Origin of the sequence: Streptomyces sp. WY228 (genome assembly GCF_019287315.1) — a bacterium.
GTDB classification, from domain to species: domain Bacteria; phylum Actinomycetota; class Actinomycetes; order Streptomycetales; family Streptomycetaceae; genus Streptomyces; species Streptomyces caviscabies.
This window is the reverse complement of sequence record NZ_CP079114.1, coordinates 682,512-706,321: the sequence shown is the minus strand read 5'-3', so window position 1 is coordinate 706,321 and position 23,810 is coordinate 682,512. Positions and strand designations below refer to the sequence as shown.

Genomic DNA, 23,810 nt, shown 5'->3' with positions numbered 1-23,810 from the left:
GATCAGGCCGGGCCGAGCTCCGGTCCGGCCTCGTCACCGCGCAGAATCATCTGATGCGCCCGTCGCAGCACCCCGCTCGGGGCGACCCCGAGGTCGTCGGAGAGGCTGCGGCGGGCGCGCTCGAACACCGCCAGGGCCTCCGCCTGGCGCCCGTCCCGCTGCAGCGCCCGCATCAGCATCGCGGCCGACGGCTCGTTCAGCGGGTGCTCCGCCGACAGCGCGAACAACTCGGCGATCGCCTCGGCGTCCCGGCCCAGCCGCAGCTGCCACCGGGCCTTCCGCCGCACCACGGCGATCCTGCGCTCGGTGAGCCGCAGCCGCTCCAGCTCGGCGACCGGCCCCGGCAGCCCCGCCAGGGGCTCGCCGCGGAACAACTCCAGCACCCGGGAGCAGAGCCGGACCGCCTCCGCCGGATCGTCCGCCCGCTCGGCCTCCCCGATGCCGGCGACCAGCTCCTCCACCCGTGCCACGTCCACATCGACGGCGCCGGGGGCCAGCCGGTAGCCCCGGGGGCCGTGCTCGATGACCGGGGCAGGACCGCCCCCGTCGCCCAGAGCCTTCCGCAGCCGGTAGACGTACACGGGCACCACGTTCGCGGCCGGCTGCTCCAACCCCCACACATCGTCGAGGAGTTCCCGCCGGGTAAGGGGCCGCCCCAGGCCCAGCGCCAGAACGGCCAGAACGGTCTGCTGGCGCTGATGCCCCAGGTCCAGGACGCGCCCGTCCCGCCAGGCCCGCAACGGCCCCAGCAGGGAGACCCGTAACGCCGGTGTCGCTCCCGCCACCGGCACGGCCACGGTCCGGGAGGCCGGTCGCGCCGGACGGGGGCCCTGCCCGGGGGCGACCAGACCGCAGTCGAAGGCGTGGACGATGGCGGCGGCCCGGTCGCGCAGCCCCAGCTTCGCCAGGATCCGCGCGAGATGCTCGGCCACCGTGTCCTCGGGAACGGCGAGCGCGGCGGCGATCTCCTCGTCCCCGAGCCCGCAGCCGACCGCGGACAGCACCTCGCGCTCCTGCTGCCGCAACGCCGTGGCGGTGGGGCGGTCGTCGCTGGTGACGGTCGTCGGCATCGCTGCTCCCCGGGCTCCGGACGGGTCGGTCTGGCGGGCGCCGTCGACACGGTAGAGGGGGAGGCGCCGGGCCCGGCACCCGGGACGATCCGGAGTGACATACGGGAGCACGCGTCCGACGCGGATGCTCGGCCCGACGGCACCGGGCGCGGGTACCCGCCGCGTCCGCCGGTACCGCCCTGCGGCTAGTTTGTGTGCAGGACGGATGAGCAGGCCCGTGGTGGGGACGCACGGGGGACGGAGGTCGGGAAGAGTGTCGCTGCGCGGAGGCGATCCAGCCGAGATCGGCGGTTATCCGCTGGAGGACCGGCTCGGTTCGGGTGGCATGGGCACGGTCTTCCTGGCCCGGACGAGTTCGGGGCGACCCGTCGCGATCAAGCTGATCCACCAGCAGTTCGCCGGGGACGACGAGTTCCGCATCCGCTTCCGGCAGGAGGTGGCGGCCGCGCGGCGGGTGAGCGGAGCGTTCACCGCCGCCGTGGTCGACGCCGCTCCCGAGGCCGATCAGCCGTGGATGGCGACGACCTACATCGAGGGGCCCACGCTCGCCCAGCGCATCACCGAACAGGGCCCGCTGAACGGGCCGGAGCTGCGGAGCCTCGCCATCGGTCTCGCGGAGGCGCTGCGCGACATCCACCGGGTGGGCGTCGTCCACCGCGACCTGAAGCCCTCGAACGTCGTGCTCTCGGCCGAAGGCCCCCGCGTCATCGACTTCGGCATCTCGCGCGCCGTGGACCAGCAGACGCTCACGATGACCGGGCGGGTCATCGGCACACCGCCCTTCATGTCGCCCGAACAGCTGCAGGCCCCGCGCGGCGTGGGCCCGCGGTCCGATGTCTTCTCGCTCGGGACGCTCCTGGTGTACGCGGCGACCGGCCACGGGCCCTTCGACGCCGACAGCCCCTACATAACGGCCTACCAGGTGGTGCACGAGGAACCGTCGCTGGGCGCCGTGCCGACGGCCCTGCGCGCGGTCGTCGAGCCCTGCCTGGACAAGGAGCCCGAGCACCGCCCCTCGGTGGACGAACTCCTCGTGCTGCTGCGGGACCTGCCGACCGACCTCGGCGGGGCCGGCCCGGGCGGGCCGGTCGCCGGGCGCACCCGCGACATGGTCACGCAGCACCACCTCGCGACCGGGGCCGACCCGGCGCCGCCCGCCCCGGCCGGTTCCGGCACGGGAAGCACCGGCACCGCGATCGGCGGCCGGCTGCGCCGCCGTTGGCGGCCGGCGCTCGCGGCGGCCGTCGCGGTGGCCGCGATCGGCGGGGGAGTGGCCGCGCTGACGACGGGCGGCTTCGGAGCGTCCGGCGGCGGGGCGGACCCGGGCGGCGGGGACACGGGCCGCAGCACCGCGGCCTCGCCCGCCGGCGCGCTTCCGAAGGGCTTCGCGCCATGGCGCGGGACCGTGCCGGGCGGCCGCGAGGACATCCCCGACGAACTGCGGTGCGTCGCGCGGGACGACGCGCTGTTCTGCGGGGGCGGCGGTGTGGTCGCGACCCGGATCGACGCCCGCGACGGATCGCGGGTGTGGGTGGCGAAGAGCCCGGGCGTACCCGTCCAGGGCATGCACCTGGTGGGCGCCACCGACGACACCGTCCTCGGCTACCGCTTCGCCGCCCAGGACGACCCGCAGGGCCCGCGCAGCGAGGTGGTGGCCCTCGACGCGGACAGCGGCCGTGAGCTGTGGTCCGCGCCGTCCGGCGCCCAGTCGACGGCCGTCACGGGCCGTTCCATGGACGCCGTCGTGACCGGTTCCGCGGTGGTGACGGTCGACGCCTCCAACTCCCGCTTCGAGGCCCGGGACGCCCACAGCGGCGAGATCACCTGGACGACGCCGTTCCCCGGCTCCACCCAGTGCGCCCCGGTCCCGGCGGGCCCCCGGCTGCTCGCCATGTGCGCGACGGACGCGGAGGTGGACGCCGTACAGGTGAGCCGTCCCACCCTGGCCACGCTCGACCTCGCCTCCGGGGCGCTCGGCGAGCCCGTCGCGGTCGACGGCCCCGTCGTGCCGGTGGGCGCCGCCGACGGCAGGCTCGTCCTCCTCTCGAAGCGCTACGAGGGAGCGTCGCGGGCCGGGTACGACGGGGTGGCGCGGGTCGACCCGGCCGCGCGGAAGGTCACGTACTCCCGGTTCGGCCAGGTGTACGCGGGCACGGCCGGCATGGCGGACGGCACGGTCTACGTGAGCGGGCAGACCGGCCGGGTGACGGCGCTCGACTCCGCGACCGGGAAGCGGAAGTGGTCGCGGCAGACCGGTGTGGAGGGTGCGTCGGGCCCGGCGACGGGAGGCGACGCGGTGTACTTCAGCTCGGCCACCGGCCGGGTGGTCGCGCTGTCGCGGGACGACGGCGCCCCGCTGTGGAGCACGGATCCGCAGGCCGACGGCCTGACGGGCGAACAGGACGCGAGCCCCCGGGTGACCGTCGCGGGCCGGGCGGTGTTCGTGGCCGCCGCCGAGAACACCCTCTTCGCCTTCGACGCGCGGAAGCCGCCGAGGTCGGACTGACCCCGGCGGCCTCCCGCCCGCCCCTCCCCTGTGGAGGCGGGCGTCAGCTCCGGCGCAGGACCGTGGCCTCCGTGCCCCAGCCGAGCCCGACGGTCCGCTCGACGTCCCAGCCCGACCGCCTCGCGAGGGCGGCGACGGCGGCGGAGTCGCGCAGCGCGCTGCCGGTCGCGGTGTAGGCGTGCAGCCCCGCCTCGGCCGCGTGCGGGCTCAGACCGTCGGGGCGGGAGGCCTCGACGAGGACCGCCGTCCGGGTCCAGCCGGCCAGCCGCGTGAGGAGCTGTACGGCCTCCTCGTCGGTGCGGTGGGCGAGCGCCTTCGCGGCGACGGCGACATCGGCGGGACCGGCCGTCCAGTCGACCCGGTCCGGCGCCGTGATGTGCCCGCGCAGGACCCCGGCCGGTGTGGCCTCCTCCGCGATCCGCAGCCTCGGCCGCCGTCCGGCGTCGTCGAGGGCGGCGACCACCGAGGCGCTGCCGGGACCGGTCAGCAGACAGCTTTCGACGTCCGCCCAGAGGGAGTCGGCCGTCAGACCGTTCAGCAGGAAGACCAACTGCTCGCATTCCTCGACCAGTTCGCCGTAACGCTCCGCGTCGCGGGTCACCGTCTCGTGCAGGGTGGCGCCCGAGGCGAGCCGCCAGGGCGATGTGCCGCTCCGGAGTGCGGGGGCGAACCGGGCCAGGGCGAGCAGCAGTTCGGCCTCGTGGCCGGCGTACTCCTCGCGCTCGTGGTCCTCCAGGAGTTCCTCGCCCGCCGGACCGAGCCGCAGCCCCTCGTCGCCGCCGGTCACCACGCCGTAGGTGGCGAGCAGCGGAAGCAGGACGTCGATGCCCGGCCCGGGCACGCCCAGACGGGCCGCGAGCGTCCCGGCGGAGAGCCCCGGCGTGTCGGCCACCGCGTCGACGACGCCCAGCTGCAACGCGGCGCGGGCGACCAGCCAGGGCAGCGGCGACGGGATCCCGGCGGGGCTTTGTCCGGCCGCGCCCGTCTCGGCGGCGCCCTCCGCCTCCGGTGCGGTGGCCTCCTCGCGGTGCCAGTAACCCGTGATGTTCACCCGGTCCTTGGCGAGCTTCCGCTCGCGCTGGAGATACCGGCGTACCGGAAGCAGCGCCCGGCTCTCCGCCGCCGCCCAGGCATAGCCCTCGCCCGCCGGCACCGGCAGCGCACGGACCGCGGCCTCCAGGGCCGCCGCGTCGCCCGGTTCCGCGTGGACCCAGGTGACCGTGTCGCCGTCGCGCAGCGCCAGTTCCTGGCGTGCCGCGTCGTCCGAGACGGTCACGAGGACATGCGCCGTGGCGTCGAGCGGGCGTTCGTCGAGGAAGCGGCCGATCGCGGGCAGCGCCGTCTCGTCCCCGATGAGGAAGATCCAGTCCAGCCGTTCCGGCAGCCGGAGCGACGACTTGGGCCCGACGAACCACAGCTCGTCGCCCTCCCGCGCCGAGGCGGACCAGGCCTCGGCGGGCCCTTCGCCGTGCACCACGAAGTCGAGATGGAGCTCTCCCGTACGGAGGTCGACCCGCCGGGGCGTGTAGTCGCGGGTCACCCGGTGCTCGGCCGGCGTCCACTCGATGCCGTGCGGCAACTGCGCCGGGAGCGCCGCCCGGATGTTCCCGTCGGCGGCCAGGATCAGCTTGACGTGGTCGTCGAACCCGGGCGCGGCGAAGCCGGGGTGGTCGATCCCGTCGCGGGTGAACGCCGCGAGGTCCTCGCCGCCGAGGACGACCCGCCGCATCCGGGGGGTCACCTCCTCGACGCGGCGCACGGTGACCCGGCGCAGCACGAGGGGGTGCGTCGTGTAGGCGCGCTGGGCCGCCATCAGGAGAACTTCTTCTCGATGATGTCGAGCAGCGCCATCGACTCGTCGTAGTCGCCGCGCAGCACCCAGTGCGGGAGGTCGTAGGCCCGGTTCGCCTTGAAGGCGGGCAGCGCGCCGTAGACCGGGTTCTTCTTCAGGGTGGCGACGTCGGTGGTGTCGGCGTTGAAGCCCATGACGAACACGGACGGCTGGGTGATGGTCTGACCCACCTTCTCGGTCGACAGCTCGAACATGTCACCGCCCTGTCCGTACACCTTGAAACCGCCGTCGGCGAAGATCGGCGCCGGCTCGATGCCGACCTTCTTCAGCTCGGTGGGCAGGCCCACGCTCTCCACCAGGCCGAAGGCGGTGCCGTCGCCGGTGAGCGTGAGGAAGGACACCGGCCCGGCCGGCGGCTTGATCGCGCTCTTCACCTCGGCGATCCGCTTGTCGTAGGCGGCCACGTGCTCCTTGTAGACGTCGGGCTTGCCGAACACGTCGTCCGCGAGGAAGGAGAACTGGGCCCGCCAGTCGCCGAGCTTCTTGCCGACGAGCACGGTGGGAGCGATGTCGGAGAGGTCGTCGTACACCTTCTCCGCCTGGAACAGCGGGAAGCCGATGCCGCCGCCGACGATGAGGTCGGGATCGAGGGCGAGGATCGCCTCCAGATCGAAGCCGTCGACGCTCCACGGCAGGAACGTCGTGCCGTCCTCCTTCGCCTCCTTCTCCCAGTACGGGGAGAACGCGCCCTTGCCGTCGGCGTCCTCGGGAATCGTGGCCCGCACCGGCACATCGAGGTCGTACAGATAACCGGCCAGCGCGTGGTTCAGCACGACCACCCGCTTGGGCTCGGTCGGCACCTTCACCTTGCCGTAGTCGGTCGTGACGGTACGGGTCTTCGCGGCGGACGCCTTGCCCCCGTCGCCCGACGGGTCGGAGGCCGAGCAGCCGGTGAGAGCCAGCGCGGCGACGGCCGCGACGGCGAGAAGACGGGCAGGAGCAAACATGGGACCTCATGTGGCTGGGTAGGCTCGAACGTTCGAGCTGTTGGTAAGGTGAGGCTAACCTCGCTGGTTCCGCTGCGTCGATCCGAGTACGACATCGTCGGTGACGGACACGACGTATCGCACAACGGGAGGCACGCTTGCCGATGACATCCCTCGGCACGGTGGTCGCCGAGAACGCCATCCGCTTTCTGGGACACGACACCCACGCGCACGACGAACCCCATCTCGTCTACGTGGTGACGGGCAACGCCCGCCTGACCGCCGACGGCGAGGAGTGGCGGCTCGGGCGCCACGAGGCGCTCTGGCTCGCTCCCCGGGTGCCGCACGCCCTGCGGATCGAGCCGGGCGGCATGGCGCTCGGACCCTTCCTCGACCCCGCTGACCAGCCACGATGCCGGGTCCAGCCGCTCGGGGCGGTGCCCGCGCTCACCGAGGTCATGACCACCGCACTCGGCGCGGCACCGACCACGCCGGAGCAGGTCGAACCGTTCCGGCAGGCGCTCGGGCGCGTCCTGAGAGGCATCTCCCGGCAGTACTTCCCGGTCGTCCTCCCCGTCCATCCAGCGGTGCGCGCCCTCGCCCGCGAGGCCCTGCGCACCCCCTCCGCCACCCTGGAGAGCCTCGCCGAACGGCACCGGATGAGCGCCCGCCAGGTCCAGCGCGTCTTCCTCGACGAGACCGGACTGCCCTTCACACGGTGGCGCAACCGGGCCAGGATGAACGCGGCCGTCGAACACCTGCGCGGCGGAGGCGAGCTGACGGCGGCGGCCAGGGCGGCGGGCTACGCCACCCGGGCCGGGCTGCTGCGCGCGCTGAGCCGTGAGTCCGGGGTACCGGTGAGCGCGCTCACCACGGACGCGGCGGAGGCGCTCGGCGGCCACTGAACCGGGGGAGCCGGGGCCGCGGCGCCCCGGCAGTACATGTACGTCGATCACGCACGGCACTTCGGCCTGTCCGGGTGGCGGGTTGCTCAGGGAGAACAGACAGATGGCACAGGCGCTCGCGAAGACGGCCGCGCCACCACCGACCGCACCGTCGCGGTCGGCGCGTCGCCGCACCCGCCGGCTCGTCGGCCTGGGCGTCGCCCTCGGCGCGCTCCTCGTGGCGGTGCTGCTCAGCGTCGCGATCGGCTCGGCGCTGCTCCCGCCGGACGTGGTGTGGCAGGCGCTGACCGCCCCCGACGGCTCCGCCTCGCACGCCACGGTCAGCGGCGCCCGTGTGGACCGTACGCTGCTCGGCATCGTCGTCGGCATGTCCCTGGGCGTGGCGGGGGCGCTCATGCAGGCGCTCACCCGCAATCCGCTCGCCGACCCGGGAGTTCTCGGCGTCAACGCGGGCGCCGGCTTCGCCGTCACCCTGGGCGTCGCCGTCTTCGGCGTCACCCGCATCGAGCAGTACCTGCCCTTCGCGCTCGTCGGCGCCGTCGTCGGGGCGGCGTTCGTCTACCTCGCCGCGAGCGGCGGCCGGGGCGGACCGACACCGGTGCGCCTCACCCTCGTCGGGGTCGCCTTCACGGCGGTCCTGGTCGGCATCTCCCAGACCCTCGCCCTGATCGACACGGAGACCTTCGACCGGATGCGGTTCTGGGGGGCGGGCACCATCACCGACCGCCCGACGGGCACCGCCGGCGACATCCTGCCCTTCGTCCTGGCCGGGCTGCTGGCCGCCGCCCTCTGCGCCCGCCCGCTCAACGCCATCGCCCTCGGCGACGACGCGGGGCGGGCCGTTGGGCTGCGGGTCGGCGCGGTCCGGTGCGGTGTGGTGGTCGCGGTGGCCCTGCTGTGCGGTGCGGCCACGGCCGCGGCGGGACCGCTGATGTTCGTCGGTCTCATGGTGCCGCACGCCGTGCGCTGGATCACCGGGCCCGACTGGCGCTGGATCCTCGTCCACTCCGCCGTCCTTGCCCCGGTGATCGTGCTGATCGCCGACGTCCTCGGCCGGCTGATCGTGATCCCCTCCGAACTCCAGGTCGGTGTGATGATGCCGCTCATCGGCGCGCCCGTACTGATCATGCTCGTACGCGGAAGCCGGGTGAGGGAGCTGTGAGCGGGGCATTCGTCCTCAGGGCAGGGCCCCTGAGCCTCAGGGCGACGCGCCGCTCGGTCCTGGTGTGCGGGCTGCTGTCGGTCGCGCTGGCCGCACTGGCCGTGTGGGCCTTCACGCTCGGCAGCTACCCGCTGAGCCTCGGCGACCTGAGCGCGGTCCTGTCCGGTACTGCCAGGAACAGCGTCCGTACCGTCGTCCTGGAGTGGCGGGCGCCGCGTATCGTCGCCGCCGTCCTGTTCGGGGCCGCCCTCGCCATGGGCGGCGCGATCTTCCAGTCCCTGACCCGCAACCCGCTCGGCAGCCCCGACGTCATCGGCTTCACCACCGGCTCCTACACCGGTGTCGTCCTCACCCTGCTCGCGGGCGCGAGCAGCTACTCGGCGCTCGCGGTGGGCGCGCTCACCGGCGGGCTCGTCACCGCCTTCGCCGTGTATCTGCTGGCGTTCCGGCGGGGGGTGAAGGGCTTCCGGCTCATCATCGTGGGCATCGCGGTCGGTGCGCTGCTGTCCTCGGTCAACACCTGGTTCTCGGTGAAGGCCGATGTGGACACCGCGCTGAGGGCCGCGGTGTGGGGCGCCGGTTCGCTGAGCGCCATCGGCTGGCCCGCCGTGCTGATGTCCTCCGGCCTGATCGCCGTGGTCGCCCTGGTGGCCCCGGTGGCACAGCGCCGGATGCGCTGGCTCGAACTGGGCGACGACACGGCGGCGATGCTGGGCGTACGCGTCGAGCGCACGAAGCTGCTGCTGGTCGTGCTCGGGGTGGCAGCGACCGCCGCGGTGACCGCCGCCGCGGGCCCGATCGTCTTCGTCGCCCTGGCGGCACCGCAGATCGCCCGCCGTCTCACCGGACGCGGCACCTCCGTGGACCTCGCCGGTTCGGCGCTCGTCGGGGCGCTCCTGCTGCTCGGCGCGGACATCGCGGCGCAGCACGCGATTCCGGGCGTGGTACTGCCGACCGGCGCGGTCACCGTGTGCGTCGGCGGGGCGTATCTGCTGGTGCTGCTGGTCCGCGAGTCCCGCCGGGGGTTCTAGACAGCCGGGGGAGTACGTGAACCCGGCGGACCGGGCTCAGTCGCCGAGGATCCGTTCCCACAGCAGCCCGTCCCGCCAGGCCCCGTCGAGCAGGATCGCGGAGTGCGCGACGCCGTACGGGGTGAACCCGTTGCGGCGCAGCACCCGTTGCGAGGGCAGGTTCTCCAGGTTGGTGGAGGCCTCGGCGCGGTGCAGGCCGAGCTCGTCCGCCATCACCCGGAGCACCAGCCCGACGGCGTTCCCGGCGTGCCCCCGGTTCTGCGCGACGGAGGCGATCCAGTAGCCGACCGAACCGCGGCGCAGATGCGGCTGCGGCAGGATGCCGCCGACGGTCACCTGGCCGATCACCCGGCCGCCGGCGAGGACCACACCCGGCCAGACCGTGCCCGCCCGGTGACCGGCCAACAGGCCCTCGATCCGCTCGGCCTGGCCCTCCGGGGTGAAGTAGTCGGCCGGCTGGGCGGGTTCCCACCGCCGGAAGGCCTCGACGTCCCGTACCCGGTGTTCGGCGATCGGGGCGGCGTCGGCGGGCTCTATCAGGCGGATTCTGGTGTTGCCGGGCATGGCGGTCCTCGTCGCGGTGCGTCGGATGGAACGGCCAACCTACGCGAGGACGCCCCCGCCTCCGCACGGGGGCGGAGGCGGGGGCGCAAGGACCGGGGGAGCGAAGCACCACCCGGATCGGGCGACCACCACCCGGGGCGGGGAACCCGGGTCAGGAAGCCCGGGTCAGGGAACCCGGGTCAGGGGACCTTCACCCAGTCCAGGGTGCGCTCCACCGCCCGCTTCCAGCCCGCGTAGCCGTCCGCGCGCTGTTTCTCGGACCACCGGGGCGACCAGCGCTTCGACTCGTGCCACTGGGCGCGCAGTTCATCGGTGTTCTGCCAGAACCCGGTGGCGAGCCCCGCCGCGTAGGCGGCGCCGAGGGCGGTCGTCTCGGCGACCACGGGCCGGCTGACCTCGACGCCGAGGATGTCGGACTGGATCTGCATGCAGAGGTCGTTGGCGGTGACACCGCCGTCGACCTTGAGCACGTCGAGATGGACCCCGGAGTCCTGCTCCATGGCCTCGACCACATCGCGGCTCTGGTAGCAGATGGCCTCCAGTGTGGCCCGCGCCAGATGGGCGTTGTCGTTGTACCGGGCCAGGCCGACGATCGCGCCGCGGGCGTCGGACCGCCAGTACGGCGCGAACAGGCCGGAGAACGCGGGGACGAAGTACATACCGCCGTTGTCCTCGACGCTCCGCGCCAGCTCCTCGCTCTCCGGCGCCGACTTGATGATCTTCATCTGGTCGCGCAGCCACTGCACCGCGGATCCGGTGACGGCGATGGAGCCCTCCAGCGCGTAGACCACCGGGCTGTCACCGAACTGGTAGGCCACCGTGGTGAGCAGACCGTGCTGCGAGCGGACCAGCTCGGAACCGGTGTTGAGCACCAGGAAGTTGCCGGTTCCGTAGGTGTTCTTGGCCTCGCCGGGCTCGAAGCAGACCTGGCCGACCGTGGCCGCCTGCTGGTCGCCGAGGACGCCGCCGATCGGGATGGCGGCGTTCAGCGGCCGGGAGGTGCGGGTGGACCCGTAGGCCTCCGCGTCCGACGAGGGGTTGATCTTCGGCAGCATCGCGCGGGGGATGCCGAAGAAGCCCAGGAGTTCCTCGTCCCAGTCGAGGGTCTCCAGGTTCATCAGCATGGTGCGGCTCGCGTTGGTGACGTCGGTGGCGTGGATACCGCCGTTCGGGCCACCGGTCAGGTTCCACAGGACCCAGGCGTCCGTGTTGCCGAAGAGCGCGTGACCGGCCTCCGCCGCTTCCCGTACGCCGTCGACGTTCTCCAGGATCCACTGGATCTTGCCGCCGGAGAAGTACGTCGCCGGCGGCAGCCCGGCCTTGCGGCGGATCACCTCGCCCTGTCCCGAGCGCTCCAGGTTCGCCGCGATGGCGTCGGTACGGGTGTCCTGCCACACGATCGCGTTGTAGTAGGGCCGCCCGTTGCGCGGGTCCCAGACCACCGTGGTCTCGCGCTGGTTGGTGATCCCGATGGCCACCAGGTCGGACGGCGAGAGGCCGCCGTGCCGCAGGGCGTTCTGCATCACCGAGTTGGTGCGTTCCCAGATCTCCACGGGATCGTGCTCCACCCAGCCGGAGCGGGGCAGGATCTGCTCGTGCTCCAGCTGGTGCTTGGCGACCTCGTTGCCGCCGTGATCGAAGATCATGAATCGGGTGCTGGTGGTCCCCTGGTCCACCGCGCCGATGAAGTCCGCCATGATGTGCCGCCTCTCCGGCCGGTGTCGTCAGTCCTCGGACGCCGGGACGCGTCCCGGCGGTTCGGGCTCGGCGGACGGCAGGAAGCGTCCGACGAAGGCCTTGTAGAAGCCCGCACCCAGCAGACCGCCGATCAGCGGTCCGATGATGGGAACCCAGAAGTACAGATTCCCGTACTGGTCCCGCCACGCCCCGCCGTAACCGGTGAGGAAGCTCGCCAGCCGGGGACCGAAGTCACGGGCCGGGTTGATCGCGTACCCCGCGTTGGTGCCCCAGGCCATACCGATCGCGACCACGACCAGGCCGATGATGAACGGGCCCAGGTTCGAGCCGGGCGGGGTGTTGAGCATGTCCGTGATGGCCATGATCAGCAGCAGCAGGATGGCGGTGCCGATGATCTGGTCGCGGAACGCGCCCCACTCGTGGACCGGCAGGGCCGGGTTGCCGTTGGCCGGCAGCGTGGAGAAGACGCCCTGCGTCTTGATGGTGTGCCCCGGGTCGGCCTTCGCCAGCGCCTCGCTGTAGTTCCAGCGCACCAGGAGCGCGGCCACGAACGCACCGGCCGTCTGCGCCAGCGCGTAAGGAGCCACCTTGCGCCACGGGAATCCCTTGAACGCGGCCAGCGCGAGGGTCACCGCGGGGTTGAGATGCGCCCCGCTCAGCCGCGCCGCCACATAGACGCCGAGCGTGACGCCCAGCCCCCACGCCCAGGCGATGCTGTCGTGGTCCCCGAGCCCGCCGGGCGGATCGGTCAGGGCGCCGCCCGCCACCACCTGGGCGACGACACCGCATCCGAAGAGGATGAGGATCATCGTGCCCGCGAACTCGGCGGACAGTTCGCCGATCAATCCGTACTTCTTGCGTAGCTCAGCCATGGAAGCTCGCCCTCCGCCGACGGCGCCGGCTGTCGACTATCCGAGCAGTGTCAGCAGGCTAAGGCGTTTCACGAGATCGGGCATATCGGGACGATTGGTTCGTGAGGGCGGGGCGTGCGAGGTCGTCCCCCGCGACCGGGGCCGATGAGGCGCGGCGCGGGCCGTCGGAGGGCCCGCGGAGGGCCCGCGGACGGGCGGAGACGCTCACCCGGCCGGGTGGAGAAAGGGAAGGCGCCGCTCCGCCGGACATCCGGCGGAGCGGCGCGGGCGGGCCCTCCCTCCCCGGGGCTACCGGGGAACGACGCCCGCCCGCAGCCGTTCGCCCGGGTGCTACCGGGCCGGCGAAAGCCCCGCCGACTCCAGGCAGGCCGCGACCGCCGCCGTCTCCGCCGCGTCCAGGCGGCGCATCGGCGGGCTCATCACGTTGGTGGCGATGACGCCGAGCAGCATCAGGGCCGTCTTGAACGCGCCCAGGCCGGCGGCCGTCGCCGAGACCGTGCCGGGGCGGGCCGCGCGGACGATGTCGAACAGGCCGACGAGCCGGTCCTGTTCGGCCCGGGCGGTTGCCCAGTCGCCCCGCACGGCCGCCTCGTGCAGCCGCACGTAGCCGTGCGGGTCCACGTTGCCCAGGCCGGGCACGGAGCCGTCGGCGCCGCTCAGCATCATCGCGTCGACCACCAGCTCATGACCGGTGAGCACCGAGAAGCCGGGGAGGGCACGGGCGCCGATGACCAGCCGGCGGAAGGAACCGTCGTCCCCGCTGGAGTCCTTCACCCCGGCGAGCACCCCGTCCGCCGCGAGCGGCAGCAGGAGCTCCGGGTCCAGCTTGCTGTGCACGCAGACCGGCACGTCGTACGCCAGGAGCGGCAGGTCCACGGCGGCCGCCAGGTCGCGGAAGTGGCGGTCGATCTCGGTGACATGGGTGCGCGTGTAGAAGGGTGCGGTGGCCACGACGGCGTCGGCGCCCAGGGCGGCCGCGGCGCGGGCTCGCTCGGCGGCCCGGTCGGTGGTGGTCTCGATGGCCCCGACGAGGACCGGAACCTGGCCCGCCGCCGTCGCGGTGATCACCTTGATGACCTCGTCCTGCCGGCCGGGCGTCAGGTAGGCCGTCTCACCCGAACTGCCCAGCGCGAAGAGGCCGTTGACGCCACCGTCGAGGAGATGCCCGACCACCCGCTCCAGTGAGGGGCGGTCGAGTTCGCCGTCGGCGGTGAGCGGGGTCACGACGGGCGGGATCACGCCGGAGTACGTGGGGGAGGGGGCGGTCATGCGGTGCTCCTTGCGGGCGGTGCGGAGTTCCGGGTCTCCGAGGGGGACGCGGAGGTCTGGGGGTGGACGCAGTGCCAGCGGTGTTCGCCGGGTCCGAAGGCCGCCACGGGGAAGACGCCCGCGCATGCGTCGTCGGCCTTCCAGCAGCGGGTGCGGAACGGGCAGCCGGTCGGCGGGTTGGTGGCGGAGGGCACCGGGCCGGTGAGCACGATGCGTTCCGTCTCCTCCAGCAGGCTGGGCGTCGCGGAGAGCAGCGCCTCGGTGTACGGGTGCTCGGGGGAGCCCGCCACGTCGGCGGCCCGGCCCTCCTCGACGATGCGGCCGAGGTAGAGGACGGCGATGCGGTCGGCGAGGTAGCGCACGGTCTGGATGTCGTGGCTGATGAACACCATGCCCAGGCCCAGACGTTCGCGCAGGTCGACCAGGAGGTTGAGCACCTGGGCGCGTACCGAGACGTCGAGTGCGGACGTCGGCTCGTCCGCCACGATCAGCTCCGGTTCGAGGGCCAGGGCGCGGGCGATGGCGACGCGCTGACGCTGGCCGCCGGAGAGCTGCCCGGGCAGGGCGCCCAGGGTGTGGCCGGGCAGCCCGACCAGATCGAGCAGCTCCGCCACCCGTGCCTCGCGCGCCTGCCGCGTACCGCGCCGGTGCACATCCAGCGGATCGCGGAGGATCTGCCGGACGGTGAGGCGGGGGTTGAGCGCGGTCGCCGGGTCCTGGAAGACGACGCCGACGGCCGAACCGAAGTCGTTGCGCCGCTCCGCTCCCGACATCTTCCACAGGTCCCGCCCGTGGAAGAGGACCTCGCCCTCGGTGGGCTTCTGCAGTCCCGTCAGCACCCGGGCGAGCGTGGACTTGCCGCAGCCGGATTCACCTACCAGGCCCACGATCTCGCCGCGTTCGACCTTCAGCGTGGCGTCGGTGAGGGCGTGGACGGCATCGCGGGAGAAGATCCCGCCGCTGCGTGCCCTGTGGCGTACGTGGACGCCGTCGAGCCTGATCACAGGATGCTCCCTTCGAGCTTCTCGGTGGTCGCCCCGGCCGGGTGGTGGCAGGCGAAGCCGTGGTCGTCCGCGGGGTCGCGCGGGGTCAGCGCGGGTGCCGTGGTGCGGCAGAGGCCGGTGGCGGCTCCGCAGCGTCCGGCGAAGCGGCAGCCGTCGCCGAAGCCCTGGGGCGCGGGGACCACGCCGCGGATCTGGTGGAGCCGGTCGGCGCCGGCCTCCAGGGAGACGACGGACCCGAGGAGACCGCGGCTGTAGTGGTGGGCGGGGCCGGTGAGGACGGACCGGGTGTCGCCGACCTCGGCGAGCCGGCCCGCGTACATGACGGCGACCCGGTGGGCGAGGTCACCGACCAGGGCCAGGTCGTGGCTGACCAGCACCATGGCGAAGCCGAGCTCGTCGCGGAGCTTGATGAGGAGTTCGACGACCTGGGCCTGGACGGTGACGTCGAGGGCGGTGGTCGGCTCGTCCGCGATCAGCAGGCGGGGGCTGCGCGAGAGGGCCATGGCGATGAGGACTCTCTGGCGCTGTCCGCCGGAGAGCTCGTGCGGGTAGCTGCGCAGGGTGCGTTCGGGCGACAGGCCGACGAGTTCGAGGAGCTCGGCGGGCGTCTTGGTGCCACCGCGTGAGGTCAGCTGCTTGAGCTGGGTGCCGACGAGCACGGAGGGGTTGAGGGAGGAGAGCGCGTCCTGGTAGACCATCGCGATCTCGGGGCCCATCAGGGCGCGGCGCTCCTTGGGCGGCAGCTTCAGCAGGTCCCGGCCGCGGTAGAGGATCTCGCCGCTGACCTCGGCGTTGCGGGCCAGGAGGCCCATGACGGCCAGGCTGGTGATGGACTTGCCGCAGCCGGACTCGCCGACCAGGCCGAGGGTCTCGCCCTCGTGGACGGTGAAGTTCAGCCGGTCGACGACGGGGATGTCGCCGTAGCGGTCGGGGAAGCGGATCGCCAGGTCGCGGACGACGAGGAGTTCGCCGGCGTCCGCGCGTACCGGGGTGATGGTGGGCTCGGTGGCGTCGATGTGCCGGGCGAGCTTCGCCAGTGCGGCGTCGATGTCGACGGTGGCGGCGGCCTCGACCGGGTCGGGAGCCGTGGTGGCGGGTGCGACCGGGGCGCGGGCGCTCTTGGGCGCGGCCGAGGCGTCCGTGAGGCCCTCGGAGAGGATGTTGAGCGCGAGGACGGTGATCAGGAGGGCCAGGCCCGGGAAGAAGGTGGCCCACCAGCCGCCGGCCAGGAGGATCTGCCGGCCGTAGGCGAGGACGCTGCCCCAGCTGGGGTCGGGATCCTGCACGCCGGCCCCGATGAAGGAGAGGCTGGCCTCGAAGATGATCGCCTCGGCGACCATGACGGTCGCGAACACCATGACCGGCGCCATGCAGTTGACGGCGACGTGGCGGAGCACGATGTACGCGCGCCGGGCGCCGATGACCTTCTCGGCCGCGACGTAGTCCTCACCGTACTGCGCGAGGACGTTGGCCCGTACGACGCGGGCGAGTGAGGGGGTGTAGACGAAGGCGATGGTGAAGATGATCACCGGGACGCTGGTGCCGAAGACGGCGACCAGGACGGCCGCGAGGGCGATCGGCGGGAACGACATCACGACGTCGAGGGTGCGCATGACGGACTCGTCGCCGAGCTTGCGCGAGGTGGCGGCGAGCGAGCCCAGCACGGCCCCGGCGACCAGGGCGACGGCGGTCGCGCCGAGCCCGATGACCAGGGAGTAGCGCGAACCGTGCACCACGCGGGCGAAGACGTCGCGGCCGGCCCGGTCGGTGCCGAACCAGTGGTCGGCGCCCGGGGCCTGGACCGGGGTGCCGGTGGTCAGCGGGTCCTGGGTGAGGAGCGGGGCGAGTACGGCGCCGAGGATCACGACGACCAGGACGCCGAGGGCGACGCGGGAGGTGACCGGCAGGGCGCGGAAGGCGATGCCCGGTCGGGAGAGCTTCTTGGCCAGACGGCCCGTGGCGAACATGTCACACCGTCCTGATGCGCGGATTGACCAGCAGGTAGAGCAGGTCGACGATGACGTTGACCACCAGGAAGGCGATGGCGATGGTCAGTACGGTGCCCTGGACCAGGGCGACATCGCCGCCGGTGACACCTTCGAGGATGAGTTTGCCCATGCCGGGCAGGTCGAAGATCGCTTCGATGACGACGGCCCCGCTGAGGAGGTAGCCGACCTTGACGCCGAGCACGGTGAGCGGGGTGACGAGCGCGTTGCGCAGCACCGAGCGGATCACCAGGAAGGCCGGCAGACCGTTGCCCTGGGCGGTGCGGACGTAGTCGCGGTCCAGCTCGGCGACCATCGAGGTGCGTACGAGGCGGGCGAGCGACGCCGCGACCGGTACGGCGAGCGACAGGGCGGGCAGGGCCATGGTGGTGAGCCAGCCGCTGAACGAGTCGGCGGGGTTGGTGTATCCGCCGGTCGGGAAGATGCGGGTGTTGAGCGCGAACTGCTGGATGAGCAGGACGCCGAGCCAGAACGACGGGATGGCGACGCCGGCCATGGACAGCACGCGGAAGAGCTGATCGGGCCAGCGGTCGCGGTACATCGCGCCGAGGACACCGCCGACGACGGCGAGCGTGACCGCGAGGAACAGCCCGAGGAAGGTCAGTTGGAGCGTGAGGGGGAAGGCCTGGGTGATCCGGTCGATCACGGGCTGGCTCGGCGGGACGGTCATCCCGAGGTCGAAGCGGAGGAGCTGGCCGAGGAAGTCGACGTAGCGGACCGGCAACGGGTCGTTGAGCCCGTTGGCTTCGGCGAAGGCCTCTCTGGCCTCGGGACTGGCGCTCTCCCCGAGCGCGTTGTAGGCCGGGTCGGCCGGCGAGAACTGCAGCACCACGAAGACCAGCAGTGCGATGCCGAGAATCATCACCGGCATCATCGCGACGCGGCGCAGCGCGAGCCGGAGAAAAGCAACCATCGTCGGGTTCCTTGCGATCGGGCGGAGGGCGGGTCCGGGCCGCCGTGGAGGCGGCGGCCCGGACCGGGCGGACGTCAGGCGCGGCCGACGCCCACGAAGGACAGGCCCGTGGTGGGCAGCGGCTTGAAGCCGGGCAGCGCCTTCTCGCTCCAGGCGGTGGGCAGTTTGCGGTGCAGGATCGGGTAGAGCGCGGCCTCGTCGGCGACCAGGTCGGTGATCTCGCCCCACAGCCGCTTGCGGGTCGCCTCGTCGGCGGCCTGCGCCGCCTTGTCGAGGAGCTGCTTGACCTTCTTGTACTCGGCGGTCCTGGACCAGCCGTAGCGCTTCTCCGGCCAGAAGCCGTAGTAGAACCAGCGCATCAGCAGGTCGACGTCGTTGCCGAAGACGGAGGGGTCGCCCGGGGCGACCATGACCTCGAAGTCGCCGCCGTCGACCTTGGCGTACTGGGCGGCGGACTGGGCGATGTTCAAGGTGGCGTCGATGCCGGCCGCGGCCCAGCTCTCCTTGAGCAGCGGGGCGATGTCCTTGACCCAGCCGGTGTCGGTGGTGAGCACGGTGAACTTCAGCTTGCCCACGCCCGCGTCGGCGAGCAGCTTCTTCGCCTTCGCCACGTCGTGGGTGTAGGCGGTGGCCGCCTGGTGGTAGTCGGGGTGGGTGGTGGGGACATATCCCGTGGCGGCTGTCGCGTTGCCGACCATCGCGGTCTTGATGATCTTCTCGGTGTCCAGCGCGTAGTGCAGGGCCTGGCGGACCCGTTTGTCGGCGAACCGCTTGTCGGCGGTGTTGAACATCAGGAAGAGAAGGCCGAAGGACTGGACCGACTCGGTCTTCGTAGTGGCGGAGAGCCGCTGGACGTCGATGTACGGAACGTCCTCGATGGCCTGGACGCGGCCGGACTCCATGGCGCTGACACGTGCCGACTGGTCCGACATCAGGCGCCAGATCATCTTCTTGGCCTTGGCGGGGCGGGGGCCGTTGTACGCGTCGAACTTCTCGAAGACGATCTTGTCCTCGCGGGTCGCCTCGACGAACTTGTACGGCCCCGAGCCGACGGGCTTGGCGTCGAAGCCCTTGACGTCCGCCTCGACGATCTTCTTCGGCACGATCCGTGCCACGGCTATGCGGGAGGGGAAGAGCGCGAAGGCGTACTTGAGCTTGAACTCGACCGTCTTCGCGTCGACCGCCGTGACCGTGTCGATGAAGGGCACGAACTGTGCCATCAGCGACGCGTTCTTCTCGTCCAGGATGCGTTCGAAGCTGAACACGACGTCCTCGGCGGTCACCGGTGAGCCGTCGTGGAAGGTCGCGCCGTCACGCAGGGTGGCGCGATAGGTGGTGGCGTTGATCTTCTTCGGCATCTCGGTGGCGAGTGCGGGGCGCGCCACGAGTGTTGCGGGATCGAGATCTACGAGCCCCTCGAAGATGTGCATATTGGCGGCGTACGGGGTGGCGCCCGAGGTGATCATCGGGTCGAATCCGGTCGAGAGGGGGTACGACAGACCCGCCTCGATGGTGCCGTTGCCGTCGCCCTTCGCAGCCGCTCCGTCGGCGGTCGAGGAGGGCCCGCCGCACGCCGAAAGGCCTGCCGTGATGGCGGCTGCCGCGCCGAGGGCACTGGTGTAACGCAGGAAGGTGCGGCGCTCGACGCCGGCTGGCCTCAGCTCGGGCACGGGTCCTCCAAAGGACGTTGGTGAGGAATGGGTGGAGAACGGATTTTCGAAGGCTATCGGGACGCCTGAGCGGCGTGAGCGTCAGACGTCAGATGTCTGATGCCTTGATAGCGTGGGAACGTAGCTCGACAATCGAGAGGGGTCAAGAGGTGGGGAGTTCACCTATGTCCGGCGCGAGACCCGGTCGCACCCTGTTGCGACAGGAGGTCGTCGAGGGCATCAAGCGGTACATCCTCGACGAACGGCTGCGCCCGGGGGACCCGTTGCCGACGGAGCCGGCCCTGTGCGAGGCGCTCGGCGCCAGCCGCTCCAGCGTCCGGGAGGCCGTCAAGATTCTCGCCGCGCTCGACATCGTCGAGGTCCGTCACGGCCACGGGACGTACGTGGGCCGGCTGAGCCTGTCGGCGCTGGTGGAGAGCCTCACCTTCCGCGGTCTGCTCTCGCCCGACGACGACTTCCAGGTGATGGCCGACCTCGTCGACGTGCGTGAGCTCTTCGAGCGGGGCATGGCCGACCGGATCATCTCCTCGCTGGACGCCGAGGAGCTCGACCGGCTGGACAGCCTGGTGGCGACCATGCGCGAGACCGGTGCGGGCGACGGGCACGGCTTCGTCGCGGCGGACCGGGCCTTCCACGCGCTGCTCGTGGCGCCGCTCGGCAACGACCTGATCGGCCAGCTCTCGATGGCCTTCTGGGACGTCTACACCATCGTCGCGCCGCATCTGCAGGGGTTCACGCACGCCGACGAGGCCGAGACCGTCGCCGCCCACCAGAACATCGTGGACGCGGCCCGCGCGGGCGACGTCACCGCGTTCCTGAAGGCCCTCGGCGAGCACTACGCCCCGGTCAGGCGCCGGATCGCGGAGGCCAGGGCGCGCGGGGAGGGCGAGGGCTGACCGCGGCCCGCGCGCTCCTGTCCGGCCTCGGGGGCGGGAGCGCGGGGTGGCCCGGCCCTTGACGGGCGGCCCCACGCTCCCTACGGTCTGGTTTGCCATCAGGACATCTGACGTCTTCTGTCCTGTCGCTTTCCTCGTCCCCTCCAGGAGGGCACCGCCATGCCGTCGGTCGATCTCACGCTCGCGGAATGCCGCGCCTACCGGCCCGAACTGCCGCTTCCCGACGGGTTCGACGCCTTCTGGTCCGGCACCCTGGAGGGGAAGGCCCCCAGCGGCGCGACGGACCGGCAGCCGCGATTCGACGAGGTCGACAGCGGGCTGGTCCAGGTCCGCTGTTACGACGTGAGCGTCCCCGGGTACGACGGCCGTCCGGTACGGGGGTGGCTGCGGATGCCCGCCGGGTCCACCGGGCCGCTCGGCTGCATCGTGGAGTTCCTCGGGTACGGGCGGGGCAGGGGGCTGGCCCACGAGCAGCTGATGTGGGCCTGCGCCGGATACGCGCACCTGGTCATGGACACCCGTGGCCAGGGCTGGTCCTCGGCGACCGGCGACACCCCCGACACCGACCCCGGATCGGCCGGAGCCGTGCCGGGCTTCCTGACCCGGGGCGTCGAGAGCCCGGCAACGCACTACTACCGGCGGGTGTTCACCGACGCGGTCCGCTGCGTGCAGGTGATGCGCGAGCACCCCGAGGTCGATCCGGCCCGCATCGTGGTGACCGGGGTCAGCCAGGGCGGCGGTATCGCGCTGGCCGTGGCCGGACTGGTGCCGGGGCTGGCCGGAGTCATGCCGGACGTGCCGTTCCTGTGCAACATCCCCCGCGCGGCGCGGATCGCCGCGACACCCCCGTACACCGAGATCGCCACCTACCTCCGGCTCCACCGCGACCGCGTCGAGGAGGTGTTCCGCACCCTGTCGTACTTCGACGCGGCCCACCACGCCACCCGGGCCACCGCCCCCGCGCTGTTCTCCGTCGCGATGGCGGACGACGTCTGCCCGCCCTCCACCTGCTTCACGGCCTACAACCGGTACGCGGGCCCCAAGGACGTACGCGTCTACGAGTTCAACGGGCACGAGGGCGGCACCGAACACCACCGGGCCGAACAACTGGCCTGGGTGCGCGACCTGTTCGCCGGCCTCCCGGCCGACCGCGTCTGACCGCCGACCGCTCCGTCCGCACGTCTCCCCTCACGAGAAGAGAGATCGTCCATGCAGCGTAGAGTCACCGTCGCCCTGCTGTCCGCCGCCGTCCTGGTGGCAGCCACCGCGGGCACCGCCCACGGCGCACCGGCCGCCCCCGGCGAACTGACCTCCCAGGACATCGCCACCCAGGGCGTCGGATCCCCGTACTACCGCATCCCCGCGCTCACGACGTCCGTCGAGGGCACCCTGATCGCCGCCTACGACACCCGCCCCACCCTCGGCGACCTCCCCGGCAACCTCGGCGTCGTCGTACGGCGCAGCACCGACGGCGGCACCACCTGGGGAACCCAGCAGGTCGTCCGCAAGGAGGCGGCCCCCAAGGGCTTCGGCGACCCCAGCCTCCTCGTGGACCGCACGACCGGGCGGATCTTCGTCTTCTACGCGGCCTCCGTGAACCAGGGCTTCTTCGGCTCGGCCACCGGCAACGACGAGAGCGACCCGGACGTTCTCCAGGCCGACTACAGCTACTCGGACGACGACGGCGTCACCTGGAACCACCGCCGGATCACGAAGCAGATCAAGAATCCCGCCTGGGCCGGCATGTTCGCGGCCTCCGGAGAGGGCATCCAGGTGCGCAACGGCGCGTACAAGGGCCGGCTGATCCAGCAGTACGCCATCCGGAACAACGGCGCCAATTACGCCGTCAGCGCCTACAGCGACGACCACGGCGCGACCTGGAACATGGGCGACCCGGTCGGCCCGGGCGGTGACGAGAACAAGACCGTCGAACTCAGCGACGGCCGGATCATGCTCAACAACCGCTCCGCGCCGTACCGCACCGTCGCGTACTCCTCCGACGGCGGCGTCACCTACACCCCGTTCACCCCGGACACCGCTCTGCCCGACCCGGCCAACAACGGCTCGATCATCCGGTACGCCCCCGACGTCCCCGCCTCCCACCCCCAGGCGTCCTGGCTGCTGTTCAGCAACACCGACAGCACCTCGCGGAAGAACCTGACCGTGAAGATGTCCTGCGACAACGGGAAGACCTGGCCGATCCGGAAGGTCGTCGACCCCGACAGCGTCGCCTACTCCACGCTGACCCGGCTGCCGGACGGCCGGCTCGGGCTCCTCTACGAGCGTGCCGACTACCGGTACATCACCTACTCCTCGTTCGACCTGAAGTGGCTCGGCGGCACCTGCGCGGACATCACCATCACGCCCCCGGCCGCGCTGAAGGCCGGGACGACCACCGAGGTGACCGTACGGGTCGTCAACCGGATGGACGTCACCCGCAACGCGGGCACGCTCGACCTGACGGTGCCCGGCGGCTGGAGCACGGAGCAGGTGGCGTTCCCGGCGGTCCGCCCGGGTGAGGGCGCCAACATCAAGGTGCCGGTCACGATCCCGGCGGGTGCGGCCGGCGACGCCCGGCTGACTGTGACCTACCGGGCCGACGGCAAGCAGGCGTCCGGCAGCCGGTCGGTGACCGTGACTCCGTGATCGTCCGGGTCCGGGCTCCGCTCCAGGCGGGCGCGGATGCCGTCGAAGTGGGCACGCATGGCCGACGCCGCCCGGACCCTGTCGCCCGCCGCCACCGCCACGACGATCTCGTGGTGCTGGCGGCAGGTGGTGAGGGGGTCCTGGTGGCCGTCGTCCATGCTGGTGCGCACCCGGTCCATGGCCGCCCAGAACGCGTCCAGCACCTCGCTGAGAAGGTGGTTGTCGAGCGAGGCGTAGAGCGCCAGATGGAAGGCGCGGTCGGTCGCCCGGGCGACCCGGCCGTCCCGGGCGGCCTCGGACTCCATCGCGGTCACCAGACTCCGCAGCACCGCCAGGTCCTCGGCGGGGATGCCCGCGCTGACGGTGCCGACCAGCCCGGTCTCCAGCGCCTCGCGCACCTTCATCAGCTCCAGCAGCCCCGGCTCGCCCCGGCCGTGCCGCACGACGGCCCGGAAGGCCAGGCCCTCGGCGAAGGGCGTCAGGGAGAGCGAACCGACGAAGGTCCCGAAGCCCCGTCGGATCTCCACGACGTTCATGGCCTGCAGCGCCTTGAGGGCCTCGCGCACCGAGACCCGCCCGGCGGCGAACAGCTCCATCAACTCGGGTTCGGTGGGCAGCGGATCACCCGGGCCGAGCGCCCGGTCGAGGATCAGTTCCTTGATCCTCCGCTCGATGTCCTGCGCCATGGTGGGGCGGGCCACAACCGTCCTCCTGAAGTGTCGTCGACCGCCGAGGCCTCTTGACCGGCCGCCGGGGCATCGGCTTAAGGTAAGCCAAGACGTAAGACATCTTACGTCTCATGTCTTGGTCTCGTCTTCCC

At 72.3% G+C, this 23,810-nt stretch carries 19 protein-coding genes; 7 read left to right on the top strand and 12 right to left on the bottom strand.

Annotated elements, in window-relative coordinates; all coding sequences use genetic code 11:
- Positions 1-2: 2 nt before the first annotated feature.
- Positions 3-1,070, bottom strand: a complete 1,068-nt coding sequence (locus KV381_RS03045; protein WP_193463644.1) for a BTAD domain-containing putative transcriptional regulator — start codon at positions 1,068-1,070, stop codon at positions 3-5.
- 253 nt (positions 1,071-1,323) lie between these two features.
- Between KV381_RS03045 and KV381_RS03040 the strand changes: the two genes are divergently transcribed.
- On the top strand, positions 1,324-3,576 hold the full coding sequence (locus KV381_RS03040) for a serine/threonine-protein kinase (RefSeq protein ID WP_218784404.1): 2,253 nt from the start codon (positions 1,324-1,326) through the stop codon (positions 3,574-3,576).
- A 43-nt stretch (positions 3,577-3,619) separates the two neighbouring features.
- Here the strand turns inward: KV381_RS03040 and KV381_RS03035 are convergent, their stop codons facing one another.
- Positions 3,620-5,389 carry a siderophore-interacting protein gene (locus KV381_RS03035; protein ID WP_218784403.1) on the bottom strand — a complete coding sequence of 590 codons (1,770 nt, stop codon included), beginning with the start codon at positions 5,387-5,389 and terminating at the stop codon, positions 3,620-3,622.
- The gene (locus KV381_RS03030) at positions 5,389-6,375 is read right to left on the bottom strand and encodes an ABC transporter substrate-binding protein (protein ID WP_218784402.1); all 987 of its coding nucleotides are present in this window, start codon (positions 6,373-6,375) and stop codon (positions 5,389-5,391) included. Before KV381_RS03030 ends, KV381_RS03035 begins: the two co-directional genes overlap by 1 nt.
- Positions 6,376-6,518: 143 nt before the next feature.
- Between KV381_RS03030 and KV381_RS03025 the strand changes: the two genes are divergently transcribed.
- From KV381_RS03025 to KV381_RS03015, 3 genes are all read left to right on the top strand, one after another.
- Entirely contained in the window at positions 6,519-7,259 is a 741-nt protein-coding gene (locus KV381_RS03025) for an AraC family transcriptional regulator (protein ID WP_218787168.1), read from the top strand.
- 103 nt (positions 7,260-7,362) lie between these two features.
- Complete coding sequence (locus KV381_RS03020; RefSeq protein ID WP_030082950.1) at positions 7,363-8,421, top strand: iron chelate uptake ABC transporter family permease subunit; 1,059 nt, start codon at positions 7,363-7,365, stop codon at positions 8,419-8,421.
- The gene (locus KV381_RS03015) at positions 8,418-9,452 is read left to right on the top strand and encodes an iron chelate uptake ABC transporter family permease subunit (RefSeq protein WP_030629334.1); all 1,035 of its coding nucleotides are present in this window, start codon (positions 8,418-8,420) and stop codon (positions 9,450-9,452) included. Before KV381_RS03020 ends, KV381_RS03015 begins: the two co-directional genes overlap by 4 nt.
- A 36-nt stretch (positions 9,453-9,488) precedes the next feature.
- Here KV381_RS03015 and KV381_RS03010 read toward each other — a convergent pair whose 3' ends face one another.
- The 8 genes from KV381_RS03010 to KV381_RS02975 all read right to left on the bottom strand — a co-directional run bounded on the left by KV381_RS03010 (position 9,489) and on the right by KV381_RS02975 (position 19,448).
- Complete coding sequence (locus KV381_RS03010; RefSeq protein WP_218784401.1) at positions 9,489-10,016, bottom strand: GNAT family N-acetyltransferase; 528 nt, start codon at positions 10,014-10,016, stop codon at positions 9,489-9,491.
- Positions 10,017-10,195: 179 nt separating this feature from the next.
- The gene (gene glpK, locus KV381_RS03005; RefSeq protein WP_030082954.1) at positions 10,196-11,713 is read right to left on the bottom strand and encodes a glycerol kinase GlpK; all 1,518 of its coding nucleotides are present in this window, start codon (positions 11,711-11,713) and stop codon (positions 10,196-10,198) included.
- 27 nt (positions 11,714-11,740) lie between these two features.
- Positions 11,741-12,586 carry an MIP/aquaporin family protein gene (locus KV381_RS03000; RefSeq protein WP_030082956.1) on the bottom strand — a complete coding sequence of 282 codons (846 nt, stop codon included), beginning with the start codon at positions 12,584-12,586 and terminating at the stop codon, positions 11,741-11,743.
- Between the two features lie 330 nt (positions 12,587-12,916).
- A complete protein-coding gene (locus KV381_RS02995) occupies positions 12,917-13,855 on the bottom strand; it encodes a dihydrodipicolinate synthase family protein (RefSeq protein ID WP_030629322.1) in 939 nt (312 codons plus the stop codon).
- Entirely contained in the window at positions 13,852-14,859 is a 1,008-nt protein-coding gene (locus tag KV381_RS02990; RefSeq protein ID WP_030082960.1) for an ABC transporter ATP-binding protein, read from the bottom strand. The genes KV381_RS02995 and KV381_RS02990 overlap by 4 nt, the downstream gene beginning before the upstream one ends.
- Positions 14,856-16,826, bottom strand: a complete 1,971-nt coding sequence (locus tag KV381_RS02985; RefSeq protein WP_218784400.1) for a dipeptide/oligopeptide/nickel ABC transporter permease/ATP-binding protein — start codon at positions 16,824-16,826, stop codon at positions 14,856-14,858. Before KV381_RS02985 ends, KV381_RS02990 begins: the two co-directional genes overlap by 4 nt.
- 1 nt (position 16,827) lies before the next feature.
- Positions 16,828-17,778, bottom strand: coding sequence for an ABC transporter permease (locus tag KV381_RS02980; protein WP_030629315.1), 951 nt, complete (start codon positions 17,776-17,778; stop codon positions 16,828-16,830).
- A gap of 74 nt (positions 17,779-17,852) precedes the next feature.
- Positions 17,853-19,448, bottom strand: coding sequence for an ABC transporter substrate-binding protein (locus tag KV381_RS02975; protein ID WP_218784399.1), 1,596 nt, complete (start codon positions 19,446-19,448; stop codon positions 17,853-17,855).
- A 164-nt stretch (positions 19,449-19,612) separates the two neighbouring features.
- On the opposite strand from KV381_RS02975, the gene KV381_RS02970 reads away from it, so the two are divergent.
- The 3 genes from KV381_RS02970 to KV381_RS02960 all read left to right on the top strand — a co-directional run bounded on the left by KV381_RS02970 (position 19,613) and on the right by KV381_RS02960 (position 22,990).
- Positions 19,613-20,344, top strand: a complete 732-nt coding sequence (locus KV381_RS02970; RefSeq protein ID WP_030082967.1) for a FadR/GntR family transcriptional regulator — start codon at positions 19,613-19,615, stop codon at positions 20,342-20,344.
- 159 nt (positions 20,345-20,503) lie between these two features.
- A complete protein-coding gene (locus tag KV381_RS02965) occupies positions 20,504-21,502 on the top strand; it encodes an acetylxylan esterase (RefSeq protein ID WP_218784398.1) in 999 nt (332 codons plus the stop codon).
- 51 nt (positions 21,503-21,553) lie between these two features.
- Positions 21,554-22,990 carry a sialidase family protein gene (locus KV381_RS02960; protein ID WP_218784397.1) on the top strand — a complete coding sequence of 479 codons (1,437 nt, stop codon included), beginning with the start codon at positions 21,554-21,556 and terminating at the stop codon, positions 22,988-22,990.
- Here KV381_RS02960 and KV381_RS02955 read toward each other — a convergent pair.
- A complete protein-coding gene (locus tag KV381_RS02955) occupies positions 22,933-23,691 on the bottom strand; it encodes a FadR/GntR family transcriptional regulator (RefSeq protein WP_030629301.1) in 759 nt (252 codons plus the stop codon). The genes KV381_RS02960 and KV381_RS02955 overlap by 58 nt on opposite strands.
- Positions 23,692-23,810 lie beyond the last annotated feature (119 nt).